General features: G+C 67.4%; 11 protein-coding genes and 3 pseudogenes. 8 read left to right on the top strand and 6 right to left on the bottom strand.

All coding sequences use genetic code 11. The features are described from left to right. Nucleotides 1-185: 185 nt before the first annotated feature. Both ACFYX0_RS13950 and ACFYX0_RS13945 read right to left on the bottom strand, forming a co-directional pair. Nucleotides 186-1,007 (bottom strand): hypothetical protein, encoded by an 822-nt coding sequence (locus tag ACFYX0_RS13950; RefSeq protein ID WP_388970054.1) that lies wholly within the window; start codon nt 1,005-1,007, stop codon nt 186-188. Between the two features lie 172 nt (nt 1,008-1,179). After that, a complete protein-coding gene (locus ACFYX0_RS13945; RefSeq protein WP_388970053.1) occupies nt 1,180-1,656 on the bottom strand; it encodes a hypothetical protein in 477 nt (158 codons plus the stop codon). A gap of 58 nt (nt 1,657-1,714) precedes the next feature. Between ACFYX0_RS13945 and ACFYX0_RS13940 the strand changes: the two genes are divergently transcribed. Beyond that, complete coding sequence (locus ACFYX0_RS13940) at nt 1,715-1,864, top strand: hypothetical protein (protein WP_388970052.1); 150 nt, start codon at nt 1,715-1,717, stop codon at nt 1,862-1,864. On the opposite strand, the pseudogene ACFYX0_RS13935 reads toward ACFYX0_RS13940, so the two are convergent. Further along, nucleotides 1,856-2,110 (bottom strand): annotated as a pseudogene (locus ACFYX0_RS13935) (transposase); the annotation flags it as partial. The gene ACFYX0_RS13940 and the pseudogene ACFYX0_RS13935 sit on opposite strands and share 9 nt — an antisense overlap. 347 nt (nt 2,111-2,457) lie before the next feature. Here ACFYX0_RS13935 and ACFYX0_RS13930 point away from each other — a divergent pair. Beyond that, a complete protein-coding gene (locus tag ACFYX0_RS13930) occupies nt 2,458-4,464 on the top strand; it encodes a SpoIIE family protein phosphatase (RefSeq protein WP_388970050.1) in 2,007 nt (668 codons plus the stop codon). Nucleotides 4,465-4,542: 78 nt separating this feature from the next. On the opposite strand, the gene ACFYX0_RS13925 is transcribed toward ACFYX0_RS13930, so the two are convergent. Together ACFYX0_RS13925 and ACFYX0_RS13920 are read right to left on the bottom strand one after the other, a co-directional pair. Further along, nucleotides 4,543-5,031, bottom strand: coding sequence for a hypothetical protein (locus ACFYX0_RS13925; protein WP_388970048.1), 489 nt, complete (start codon nt 5,029-5,031; stop codon nt 4,543-4,545). Nucleotides 5,032-5,046: 15 nt separating this feature from the next. Next, a complete protein-coding gene (locus ACFYX0_RS13920) occupies nt 5,047-5,430 on the bottom strand; it encodes a hypothetical protein (protein WP_388970046.1) in 384 nt (127 codons plus the stop codon). Between the two features lie 1,056 nt (nt 5,431-6,486). On the opposite strand from ACFYX0_RS13920, the gene ACFYX0_RS13915 reads away from it, so the two are divergent. The 4 genes and pseudogenes from ACFYX0_RS13915 (at nt 6,487) to ACFYX0_RS13900 (ending at nt 9,875) form a co-directional block, all read left to right on the top strand. Further along, complete coding sequence (locus ACFYX0_RS13915) at nt 6,487-6,741, top strand: hypothetical protein (RefSeq protein ID WP_388970044.1); 255 nt, start codon at nt 6,487-6,489, stop codon at nt 6,739-6,741. Between the two features lie 232 nt (nt 6,742-6,973). Continuing rightward, the gene (locus ACFYX0_RS13910) at nt 6,974-8,068 is read left to right on the top strand and encodes a PP2C family protein-serine/threonine phosphatase (RefSeq protein ID WP_388970066.1); all 1,095 of its coding nucleotides are present in this window, start codon (nt 6,974-6,976) and stop codon (nt 8,066-8,068) included. A 359-nt stretch (nt 8,069-8,427) separates the two neighbouring features. Continuing rightward, nucleotides 8,428-8,960 (top strand): annotated as a pseudogene (locus ACFYX0_RS13905) (SigE family RNA polymerase sigma factor). A gap of 9 nt (nt 8,961-8,969) precedes the next feature. Next, on the top strand, nt 8,970-9,875 hold the full coding sequence (locus ACFYX0_RS13900) for a hypothetical protein (protein ID WP_388970042.1): 906 nt from the start codon (nt 8,970-8,972) through the stop codon (nt 9,873-9,875). A 124-nt stretch (nt 9,876-9,999) separates the two neighbouring features. On the opposite strand, the gene ACFYX0_RS13895 is transcribed toward ACFYX0_RS13900, so the two are convergent. Beyond that, nucleotides 10,000-10,263: a hypothetical protein gene (locus ACFYX0_RS13895; RefSeq protein ID WP_355921880.1), complete on the bottom strand. Its 264-nt coding sequence runs from the start codon at nt 10,261-10,263 to the stop codon at nt 10,000-10,002. Nucleotides 10,264-10,463: 200 nt separating this feature from the next. Here ACFYX0_RS13895 and ACFYX0_RS13890 point away from each other — a divergent pair. Together ACFYX0_RS13890 and ACFYX0_RS13885 are read left to right on the top strand one after the other, a co-directional pair. Further along, nucleotides 10,464-10,748, top strand: a pseudogene (locus ACFYX0_RS13890) (CBS domain-containing protein); the annotation flags it as partial. A 524-nt stretch (nt 10,749-11,272) separates the two neighbouring features. Continuing rightward, a complete protein-coding gene (locus ACFYX0_RS13885; RefSeq protein WP_388970040.1) occupies nt 11,273-11,599 on the top strand; it encodes an ANTAR domain-containing protein in 327 nt (108 codons plus the stop codon). Nucleotides 11,600-11,634: the final 35 nt, after the last annotated feature.

Genomic DNA, 11,634 nt, shown 5'->3' with positions numbered 1-11,634 from the left:
GCCGGCCACGTCGTCCGAGGTGATACCGAACATGTGGTGGGTGTAACCCTGCAGCAGCAGTGCCGCGGACAGCGTCACCGCGAGCGCGCTCAGCAGCAGCCAATGGGCGCGGGGGGTGATCTGGCGGGTGCGGCTGCGGGCACGGGCGTTGCGGTGTCGGCGATCGGTCACGTCAGGGCCTTGGATCACTTCGCGGGCTTGTGGGACGCACCGAGGGCCCGCCCCTTGGGGGAGGGGGCAGGGGCGGCGGTCGAGGTCGGTGAGGTGGCCGAAGTCGAGGTGGCGGTCGGGTTCTGGGCGGCAGTGGGGGTGGGCGCAGCTGTGGGCTGGGATATGGCCGCAGAGGTGCCGGAGGCTGTCGACCGATTAGTGGGGCCGGGGGCCTTCCGCGCCGCGGTGGAGCCCGTGCCCTCTGCGGCCGAGTGTCCGGTGCCGGACGAGGAGTCGGGTGCGGTCGCCCTGGGGGTGGCCGAGTGTGTGGAGTCCGCGTGCGGGACGAACGGAGCGCTGATACTGGGGCCGCCCAGCATCGTGCTGATCAGCAGGGCGACGTAGCCGCCGGCGGGGATCGCCAGCAGCCGGGCGGCGCGGACCACGCGGCGCTGGCGCCGCCCCGAGGAATCGACGAAGACGGGCCGCACGGACTCGGTCTTCGGCGTGTCCGGTCCTGGTGCGGGAGGGCCGGTCGGGTCGAGTTCTGGAGGCGGCACGGTGAGGACGTCGCCATGGGGAGTGTCCCACCCCGTAGTGGCAGGGCCTGGCCCAGCGGCGTAGGGATCCGTAGCCATGACATAGAGATTCGACCTGGTGGCGTAGGGGTCCGTCCCCGCCACATGGGCATTGCCCGTGGGGTGCGTCTCCTGCGCGACTTGTTCCGGGGCCCAGGGCATCGTGGCCGTGTCGGTAGGGGCGCTGCCGCCGTGCTCGTAGCCGTAGGCATACGCGTACCCGGCGCCGCCGTACGGATCTTCGCCGTATGCGCTGCCTCTGTCGTCCGTCCACTGCACGAGTCGTGCTCCTTGTCCTGGCCGACCGACACGGTCGCCCGCTTAGACAGAGCGAACTTGGCCGGAGGTGTTACACCTGAGCCTCACGAGACGGAACAAAGTCGCCTGAAAAGTGCGATCTCGACAAGAGGTGGACATGTCTGCCGATACAAGGCTCAGGTCGGCAGCCACTTCACCACCACTTGCCGGTGGGCACGATCTCGGTGCTGCCGCCCTGGGGCTTCTTGCCGCTGACCGGCTTCGTGCCCTTGCCCGGCTTGGCCTCCCCGGGGTTGTCGTTGCTGCTACCGGGCTTGAGGACGGTGAAGTCGTAGAAGCCGAACGCGCTGTGCACACAGTTCTTCTGCTCATCGACATAGCCGCCGATGCCCATGCTGAAGGCGTCGCCGACGGGCGCCTTCGCGGTGATGTCGACGCGCAGCTTGATGTCGACCGTCATCTTGGGGCCGAGGGGGGTCTCGCCGAAGTAGACACCGTTGCCGACCTGGTCGGCCATCGACTCCCACGCCTTGGTCTGGGGGTTGAAGTACTCGAGGTTGGCGTAGGTGCTCAGCCAGTCCTTCTCGTTGTCGCTCGCGGAGTCGTTGTCGATGGTCGCGAGCCACTGCACGGTGCCGAGTGACTGGTCGCTGTGATTGGCGGCCGTCATCGTGAAGTAGTGCCAGCCACTGCCAGCGACGATCTTGCCGGGCAGACCGGAGACGGAGATGCTGAGCTGGGACTCGGGGTCGACCCCTTTGTCGTCGACCGGGCAGTCGCTGGGCTCCGCGCTCTCGCTGGGCTGTGTCGACGCCGACGCCGACGAGGCGGAGGCCGACGCGGTCGCGCTCTCACTCGCCGAGGTGGACGCAGCGTGATCTGCCTCAGCCGGGCGAACGTCCCCAGGCGTATCCACTCGTCCCGGCGGCCTCGGATCGTGGTGGCCGAGCACGTGGAGTCCGCGATCGCCTCGTAGGAGCAGCCGAAGCGAAGGACTTGCAGCAGCTTGTCGAAGATGATCCGGTCGCTGATCCGGCGTCGATGGCAGCCCAGCGGGCGGGTCACAGCAAACTCGGTCGCTGCGGCAGCAGCGCGGCGAATTGGTCCCAGAGCGGGTCGGTCAGCCATGATGGAAGGACGGGTACAGGTCTCCCCCGTGGTCACAGAGCGTCGCAACTCCATGATCACCGGGACCCGCGCCCACCCTGCTGCCGGGGCCACCGAGCCGCCTGTCGGCGCGAGCTCTTACTGACTCCCGCCCTCTCTCGTTGTGGTCGCGACATGCCTCCGACACACTCAGATGACGGCCCAAGCCCTGCAGGCCGGCCTCCCAGACCCGAATCTGGACCCGCGACGTCCGACACGTCTCGAGGCGATGAGCGGCGCGGGGGAGCCAGGGGCACGCTGGAGGTGGAGGTGGGTTGCCGTGGCGCAAGACGAAGTCATCTGGCCTGTCGAGGATGCTGCAGTATTGGAAACTCTGTTCCACCAGTCCCCCACAGGCCTGCTGATCTTGGATACGGAGCTGCGCATCCTGCGGATCAACCTCACCAGCCCGGTCCTGCACGAAGCGCCCCCCGAACAGATCGTCGGCCGACACCTCACCGACATATACGACCTTTCCGCGCCCGGTGAGGTGGAGGCGATGCTGCACGGCGTGCTGGAGAGCGGCACGCCCGCACGGGGGCAACTGGTCGGGGTGCGTCCGAAAGGTGCGCCAGGGCCGGAGTACCTGTTCTCCGTCTCGGTGTGTCGCCTGGAGAGTCCGCAGGGGAGGAGCTGGGGGGTGCTGGCGGAGATGCTCGACGTCACCGAGCGCGAAAAGGCAGGCGCCCGCATGCGCGTCCTCGCTTCGGTGCGCGAGCACGTGGGACAGACCCTCGATGTGGTGTCCACCTGCCAGGAACTGGTGCAGGCGGTGGTGCCCGACCTCGCCGACATCGCCGTGGTGGAAGTGGTGAACGCAGTGGTACGTGGCGAAGACCCTCCGCCGAGCCCTCTGGGACGGGAGGTGCCGCTGCGTCGTGCCGCCTTCTGTCACAGCGGCGGCGAGGGGCCGTTTTCAGCGCATCCGGTGGGGGACGTGCGCACTCTGCCCTTCGCGACGCCCTACGCCCAGACGCTGGCCGACCTCAAGCCCCGCCTCGTCGCCCTGGGCCCCGACACGCCCTGGCTGGCAGCCGACCCGCCACGCGCCGAGGCGATCCGCGCATCCGGTGCCCACAGCCTCATCACCGTGCCCCTCACACTGCGTGGAACCGTGCTGGGGCTGCTGAGCCTGTACCGCACCGACCCGGCGGACGCCTACGGCAAGGGGGATGTCACCCTCGCCAGTGCAGTGGCCGCCTACACCGCACTGTGCATCGACAACGCCCGCCGCTACACCCGCGAACACGCCATCGCCCTGACAATCCAGCGCCACGTGCTTCCCCGCCCTGCCACGCAGACCGCCGTGGAGACCGCGCACCTGCACGTGTCCTCCGAAGTGGGCGGAGGCGGTGGGTTCGACACCTTTGCCCTGCCCGGCGCCCGCACCGCCCTGGTGGTCGGCGAAGTCGCCAGCCAAGGCATCCGCGCGGCCACCGCGCTGGGACAGATACGGACCGCCATCCATTCCCTGGCCGCACTCGACCTTGAGCCCGACGAGCTCCTTGCACGCCTCAACGACACCGCCATAAGCCTGGTCCAGGAATGCGCAACTCTGCCGCCCGGCGACCCCATGCCGCTCATAGGAACCTGCGCGTACGCGATCTACGACCCGCTCGCCCAGACCTGTGCCATCGCCTTGGCCGGCCATCCTCCACCCGTCATCGCCCACCCGGACGGGACCACCGAGATCCCCGACCTGCCCGCCGGACCCCCTCTCGGCAGTGGCGAGGGAGCTCCCTTCGCCGCCACCACGATCCGTGTCGCCGACGGCAGCGTCCTCGCCTTCTACACTGCTTCCCTCCTGGACGCTTCCCCGTCCCCGGACGCCCTCCAACGGGTGCTGGCCCGCCCTGACCGGCCACTGCAGGATCTATGCGATGACATGCTCTACCGGCTGCGGACCGACACCCGCCACGGCGACATCTTCCTGCTCCTCGCCCGCACCCACCCATTCCCCGCCGATCAGGTCGCCACGTGGCATCTTGACCACCACGCCAAAGCTGCCGCCACGGCGCGCACCCACGCCCAACACCAGCTCGCCCATTGGGGAGTGGATGAGGAAACCGCCTACACCACGGAAATGATCGTCAGCGAACTGGTCACCAACGCCGTCCGCTACGGCACCCCACCGCTGCGGTTGCAGCTCATCAAGGACCGCACCCTCACCTGCGAGGTCCACGACGCCAATTCCCTCGCGCCGCGGCTGCGCCACGCGAAGACCATCGACGAAGGCGGGCGCGGCTTGTTCATCATCGCCCAACTCGCACAGAACTGGGGTGTCCGCTACTCCCTGGACGGCAAGACCATCTGGGCCGAGCAGACTCTCTGACCCCTGTCGTCTGGTCGTCCGCCGTCAGCCTGCCAGCTGATTACGCTACCGACAGCCCGAACAGCGCCAATAGACAGCCTAGTTCGCGGGGGGCTGAATGACGGCGATACGCCAGATCACTGAATTGGCCGCTTGGAACTTCCACGCCAGGTCATGCATATTGGCGTGCGGTATCTCGGCAGTGAACACGACGCTCCCGTCACCGCATTGAGACCCGGCGAGGGTCTCTCCTGCGCCTGTGATGCCGAACTTCGAGTGACCGACGCATGTCCACATCACCGTGATGGATGAGGCTTTCCCCGCTGACGCAGGAAGCTTGACGCCGCCTGCGCCGTGTCCCGAGCCCGTGTATAGCGTCTTCGACCCGACAGGGATCGAGGACTGGACCGGATCGGGAAGGCGGTCCGGGGTCGTCGGGGTCTGCACCGCAGAGGGGACCGCGCCGGTCCCCGTCGTAACGTTGGCCGCCCCGTGGGTGGCGGGCGTGCTGGGGTGATCGCCACCGGAACAGGCCGTCACGAGCACCAAGGCCGGCAACAGGCCGACGGCCAGCAGGGGCAGCTTCATCAGATCGTCCTCAACTCACGAGTGGGCGATGTAGGGCGAGAGCGCCGGAAGCTTAGCGGTCCCGTGGCTGATGGAGTGCCACTTGCAGCCGCCGTTGAGGGAGCCGTAATTCCAGTTGAAGGAGTAGCCCTTCGAGCCAAGGGCGAGCCATCCGTCCTTCTGATTCGACGGGACCTTCCAGGTCCCGCCAAGGGTGACGGTGGTGGTCTTGGCATAAGAGACCGAGCCGCCGACGGTCTCCTCGGCAGACTCGATGATTATTGACTGGCTCAACTTGGCCGAATATGTAAACGTGCCGGTCAAGGTGTGACCCTTGGTCACCGAGACCGAGACCGAGAGCGTGACGCCTGACTGTCCATAGACGGTCTCCTCGTTGTCACGGACGAACGTGCCCTTCACGTTGGTAATGGAGATCGGCGCATGCCCTGGTGGCTTGGTGCAGATCTCGCGACAACATGACGCCAGCGACGGTCAGGTGTGTACACGGCACCGGGGAGGGGCGGCCTCATTCCCTTTCAGGCAGGGAGCGACAGTGGCCACGGCTCAGCGTGATGCTGCCTGGGATGTCTCTGTCGTGTTCATCGCCGGCGACGCGGGTGTCACCTCGGCGCAGTCTTGGGCCGCATTGCCGTTGACGCGCTGCCCGAAAGACTCATGTGGACCCCCCCTGATTCATGCCTGCCCCTGGTCGGGGGCAGACTCTGGGATCTTGACGGAACGCACGGATCAACGCCAAGGAGTTTGAGCAGGACCTGAGGCTGCATCCGGGCTGCCGCCGTATGCGCCCGAGCTCGACCCCGTCGAGGGCGGGTGGTCGCACCTGAATTGGTCGCTGGCCAACCTCACCAAACACAGCCTCGGCCAGCTCTTCCCCGGCGTGTACAGGAGCTGGACACCCTAGATCGGACTAGGCAGTTGGAGACCCAGGTTGCTCAGCTTCCGCAGGCGGTGACCTCGGCCACATGCAGGGGGCATCTTGTATCGCTATGAGTCGGGTAGCCGGGCCACGTTGCCGTGACCCGGCTACCCGACCAAGTCCGAGCCGCTAGCCTGTGCACAGCGGCCCGGGCGGGCGCGCGCAGACGGCCGAAGACCTCGATTCCTAGTGGGGACGCGGCGTTCGTCACGCCCAAAGGGTCTGCGCTGCTCGCCACTTCGGCGACCCCAGCCGACCTCTGCAGACTCTCCCGCCCTCGTTCCCACGGCTCCACGGCAGGCCCTGATGGGAACGTCATGGGAACGGAAGGTCGTGTAAGGGCAGGGAATGATCAGGCAGGGGCGGAAGGCCAAACTGTGCTGACCAGCATGAACGCGGAAACCAGGGGAAGATCATGACGGACAGGGGGTGACACTGGGGGCTCTTGTAAAGCGAAGGTCGTCGGTTCGAATCCGACAGGGGGCTCACCCCCTGACCTGTGTCGGAGCATGAAACAGGCCCACCGGAGTCGATCTCCGATGGGCCTGTTTAGCGTCGATGGGAACGCCGACGGCAGCCTGCACCGCAACCCGCATGCGGCCCTGGAATCACCGCCGGGCTGGTCAGCAGCCAGCGCAGTGAATCCGTCAGACGTCGCCCGCGACCAGCATCCCGGCAGGGGACTCACTGACCTGGGAGACCGGGCATCCGGCGATCTATTCCGCCAACCACTCAAATCCCGCCTGGTTCAGGGCGTGCCGGACCTGCGCGACAAGCTCATCCACCTCACATGACACATTCCTCGCTTGCCCGTAGTCGGGCCCTTCATGCCCATTTGTGCCGGGGGCCTCGTGGGCGATTTGTAATGCTCGCGAGGGTCAGCACCACGCAGATGTGTTGATCTCATGGCTACGGGATCACTCGTGACACTTGTTAGAAGTCCTAAGTGCGTTCCAGCAGCGCGCCCAAATTCCAATGCGTCCGGTATGTGCTTATATGCTGTCTTTCGTGCTCCGGATTGGGTGGATGTGGCCTCGTCGTCCGTTTCGTGGACGGTGGAGTCCTGTGCTGCTGTCACCGGTGATCTTGACCGTGGTCATCGCAAGCCTGGCGTTCTCCACCCCGAAAGAGGTCGCTTTCAGCCGCCTTCTGGCCGCTATGCCCGCCCTCGCGGCGTCTATCTGGCCCGCGCTGCCCACCGTGGCGCTGGGGGCGGTCTGCGTTGTGATCATGATCGGGTTGAGCCTTGTCTACCCCGATCTGGGCCCCTGGTACACGGTGGGCGCCATTGCCGCGGTCACTGTGGCCGCCGCGTACGCGTGTCATGTTCGCATCCAGAGGGAGCAGGCCTTGGTCCAGCTCCGCCTGGTTGCGGAGGCGGCACAGAAAGTAGTCTTGCGCCCTCTGCCTCGCCGGGTCGGTTGCATCGAGATCGAGTCGATGTACGTCGCAGCCGCCGCGCAGGCCCGCATCGGCGGGGACTTCTACGAAGCCGTCTCCACGCCGTACGGTGTGCGACTGATCATCGGCGATGTGCGGGGCAAAGGCCTGCCCGCAGTAGGTGCGGCTGCGGCGGTGGTCAACTGTTTCCGGGAGGCCGCATACGACGAACCGACCCTGGAGGGCATCGTCCACCGCCTGGACGTCAGCAGCACCCGCCACAGCTGCACACTCCCCACCCATGAACTGCTGGAGCAGTTCACCACCGTGGCGCTCGCCGAGTTCCCGCACCAGGGAGGCCGCATCAAGCTCCTCAACTGCGGGCATCCTCCCCCACTGCTTCTGCGTCACGGCAAACTCCACGTCCTGAACCCCACCGCCGCCTCGCCGATGCTGAACCTCGCGGCACTCATCGGCACCGGCTACATCACCGACGCGATGGTCTGTTGCTCCGGTGACCAGCTGCTCTTCTACACCGACGGCGTCATCGAGAGCCGCAACAGCAGAGGCGAGTTCTTTCCCCTGCAGGACTGGCTACGTCGCCAGAACTCAGCTGCGCCCAGAGAACTGCTCGACACGCTTCATCGGGATCTCCTCCAGCACAGCGGTGGCGAACTCCACGACGACGTCGCCGCCCTCGCGGTGTGCGTTCATGACGGCTCAACGGGAGAGGCGGCCTGAGATACCCGTGCGGAGATCGGGCACAGCGCATACCGGCCCGCTGACCCGGCACGTGCCCCGTCTGTGCGGGTCTTCGACAGACCGGACTGACCCCACGACGCCGAAGTCAGTAAGTCACTGGCATTGCCCTTGACCGGGTTATTAGGACTCCATCGACCTGACTCCGCGACCTGCACGATCCGGCGGCGGCCCGGTGTCTCCGACGACCGTGGCTCTCCCCCAACGGGCACCTCCACGGTGGGCGGGCAGGGAGGGCGCGTGGGCCTGGGCGAATTCGGTTTCAACCTTTAGGGTGCGGCGGCGCTCTGAAGAGGGGTGACAGGACACGGCCCCTTGACAGGGCCCGGAAAGGAGAGCAGATGCCGGAGAACGGCCGAGGCTCCGAAGCGCCGCGGGGATCCCAGGCGCCCGAGAGCTTCGAGGCCTTCGCACAGGCGAGTCAGAGACGGCTGTACCGCACCGCGTACCTGCTGTGCGGCGACCCGGACACGGCCCGTGACCTGACGCAGACCACGCTCGCCAAGCTGTCCAGCACTGGCGGCGGGCGAGTGCCGCCGACCACATCGAGGCCTACGCCAGGACCGTGCTGGCCCGCACCTACCTGGCCGAGCGGCGACGCCGGCTGCGGGACCTGCTGGCGCACTCCCGCCCCGGCCCCCGGCCTGCACCCGACCACACCGACCTGCGGGTGACGCTGATGTCGGCGCTGGCAGATCTTCCGCCCAGAGCGCGGGCCATCGTCGTGCTGCGGTACTGGGAGGACCAGAGCGTCGAGTCCGTCGCCGAGCTCCTGAAGTGCAGCGAGTCCACGGTCAAGAGCCAGTGTTCACGCTCCCTGGCAAAGCTGCGCGCCCGACTGGGCGAGGCCCACATCTACGCCACGGGGAGCTGAGGAACAGAAATGAAGGACAACATCACCGAGGAAGACGGCCGCAGCGCCCTGCTGGTGAGGGACGCGATGGACAGCGCGGTGGCGGACCTGACCTCGCCACACGACCTGGTGCCCGCCGCGGTCACCCAGGGCTGGCGCCGCAAGGCACATGCCCGTCTCGCGATCGCCGCCGGGATCGCCTGCGTGGCCGGGGCCGTGGTGTTCGGCTCCCTGGCGCTTACCGCCGGGGACGATGCCCGTACGGCGGTCCGTCCTGCCACGAGCGGCACACCCTCGCCGCACGAGTCGGTCCGGCCGGAGCCGTACCGCACGCCGGTCCACATCGACCCCACGAGCGACGACGAACGGTCCATGGCCCACCTGCCCCCCACCGAACGGAAACGGCGAGCGCAGTTCCAGCAAGACGCGGCCGTCCTCCTCGACAAACTGCTGCCGGACTCCGTCGGCCTGATCCGTCCGGTCGACCTCGACGTGTCGCGCTACCAGGGCAAACGGCAGACGGGAAGGTGTTCACCATCATCTTCTCCGTACGGCCCGCCGGCGACGGCCCGGAATCGAAGCACTGCCCCCCGCTGCTGCTCTTGCCGCCAAGGGCGGAAGCTGCAAACAAGCCACGCTGGCAGGCGGCATCAAGGCCACGTCGCTCCGCGTGATCACCGACTCGTCCGAGACCATGTCCACCGACGTCCTGCTGCGTCCTGGAGAATCCTCGGGCCCTTGAGCTTCTCGCTCTTGTGGCTGACAGCGGCCACGATCCGCTCTGACCGCAGCCGGGGTCGCTGGCTGGAGCCGGACGACTACTCGAGCCGGGCCCACCGCTGGTATGGCGAAAGTGTCACCAGGACGCTCGCCGACGCCGCGCCTACCGCAGGCCGACGTGCTGACCGTCATTGGCCTCCGCAGCAGAACGCGTGACGATGCATCACCCAAAAGGCTTGCCGTGCACCGAAGTACGTCCCCCCGCCCGCCGTCGGTGCGACAGTGAACCCGGGCGCCATCCGGCAGCGGGTCGGCTCCCAGCAGGCCCGCCTCGCCTCCCTCACAGCAGCGAGGCGGGCCCACCCGGGCCTACCCAACCGTCTGGACAAACCCGGCGCGGCCAAACTTCCGGACCACCGCCGTGCCATTCGATGATGTCCGATTCGGCCACGTCCAGCTCGTCCCAGCCCACCAGCCCGGCGTATCGCAGAAACACCGCCAAATCGTGGAGCGAGTAAGCCGTGCTCAAGATCTCGTAATCGACGCTTACCCGACGACCGCCAGAGCCGCAGGGCGCCTCCACGATCACGCGACGCACGGCCATGGTTATAGCTTCCCCCGGGCAAGGGCGGATCGCATCCCGGGGTCTTGGAGATGCCGGGTAGGCGGCGCGGCCCGGCTGTCCCCCGCCCTTCCCGAATTCGTGTCCGAGGCCAAGCGCGCTTTGACACAGGCCGGCTTTCGCCTGGCGGAGGATGCCGACGACGACCGTCACCCGGGCCTGCGGGTGATGCCCGCCCACACCTGCGCGGTCTGGTGAGCGACCGCGACCTGGTGGTGCGCGCTCTCGCACAGGGCGCAGACCCACGACAGACGGCTGTGTCCAACGCGTGCAGCGACGATCTGGTCACGGTCAGCCCTGACGAAGCCTCGACCGCGCGATCGAGCTGATGCGCGAACACTCTGTGCGCCGGCTCCCCGTGGTGGAGGGTGACCAGCCGGTCGGCATCGTCTCCCCTGGCGATGGCGATCGAGCGCGACCCTCACTCGGCGCTGGGCGACATCAGCGCGGCGAGGCCCAACGAATAATCACCTTCGCCAGGGCGAACCCGAAGGGCCTGCAAGGGCACGAGTACGTAAGAGTGACACCCGTAGGCGCAAGACGAGCAGGCACAAGCCGAGGCCGTCGGCGCATGTCTGACGCTCAGTTGGCCAGCACGCACGCCGACTGCATCCAGCGACCTCCTCCTCCGTCACCACCAGATGCCAGTCCGTCCGCTCCGGCCAGAGTTCACCGGGCGAGAACGGCAGCCGCCGACCTCAGAGGCCCAGGATGCGATCACCCATCTCACGCTCTCCCGTCAGCCGTCGGTCCGCACGCCGACCCCCCGCCTACGGTGCCCGCGCGCTGCCCCGAATATCCGCGGGCGCCCCAGCCGCAAACCGCAGGCACCCGCTGAGATTGCGCCACCATCAGTAGCGCACTGTTGCGCGCCTACGCCGCCGGTGTGACGGTGAAGGCAGTAGATGCCCGCGGACCAAGCGGGGCATACGTCATGCAAGGCGGCAGACGAGCCATGGAGTGCCGACCAACACCACACCACGGAGGGGACGTGGACTCCCACGCCGACAAGGTCACCGGCGCGGCACAGGAACTGGACACCCCCGATCGGATCAGGCAGTTGGAGACCCAGGTTGCTCAGCTTCAGCAGGCGGTGACCTCCCGTGCAGTGATCGACCAGGCGATGGGCGTTATCGTGGCCGTGGGCCGGATGGCCCCTGACGAGGCCTGGGACGCGCTCCGCGAGACTTCGATGTGTACGAACATCAAGCTGCGCCATGTGGCGGAGCTGGTCGTCGCTTGGGGTCAGGACGGAGCCCTTGCGGCAGAGATTCGTGAGGAGCTCGCAGTGCGGCTGAAGCGCCGGATCCGCGGATGATCTGCTGGGGCTCCGCACTTTCCCCCGGCCCGGTC

The sequence above is a fragment of the Streptomyces sp. NPDC002573 genome (assembly GCF_042889625.1).
GTDB classification, from domain to species: Bacteria; Actinomycetota; Actinomycetes; order Streptomycetales; family Streptomycetaceae; genus Streptomyces; species Streptomyces gibsoniae.
This window is presented reverse-complemented; position numbering and strand designations above follow the sequence as displayed.

What these genes read in the sequence shown, in the direction of transcription:
- ACFYX0_RS13940 (WP_388970052.1), top strand. Translation starts at nt 1,715, where the DNA reads ATGCTGAGCTGGGACTCGGGGTCGACCCCTTTGTCGTCGACCGGGCAG.
- ACFYX0_RS13900 (WP_388970042.1), top strand. Translation starts at nt 8,970, where the DNA reads ATGAAGGACAACATCACCGAGGAAGACGGCCGCAGCGCCCTGCTGGTG.
- ACFYX0_RS13915 (WP_388970044.1), top strand. Translation starts at nt 6,487, where the DNA reads ATGGGCCTGTTTAGCGTCGATGGGAACGCCGACGGCAGCCTGCACCGC.
- ACFYX0_RS13910 (WP_388970066.1), top strand. Translation starts at nt 6,974, where the DNA reads ATGTGGCCTCGTCGTCCGTTTCGTGGACGGTGGAGTCCTGTGCTGCTG.
- ACFYX0_RS13945 (WP_388970053.1), bottom strand. Translation starts at nt 1,656, where the DNA reads ATGACGGCCGCCAATCACAGCGACCAGTCACTCGGCACCGTGCAGTGG.
- ACFYX0_RS13895 (WP_355921880.1), bottom strand. Translation starts at nt 10,263, where the DNA reads ATGGCCGTGCGTCGCGTGATCGTGGAGGCGCCCTGCGGCTCTGGCGGT.
- ACFYX0_RS13925 (WP_388970048.1), bottom strand. Translation starts at nt 5,031, where the DNA reads ATGAAGCTGCCCCTGCTGGCCGTCGGCCTGTTGCCGGCCTTGGTGCTC.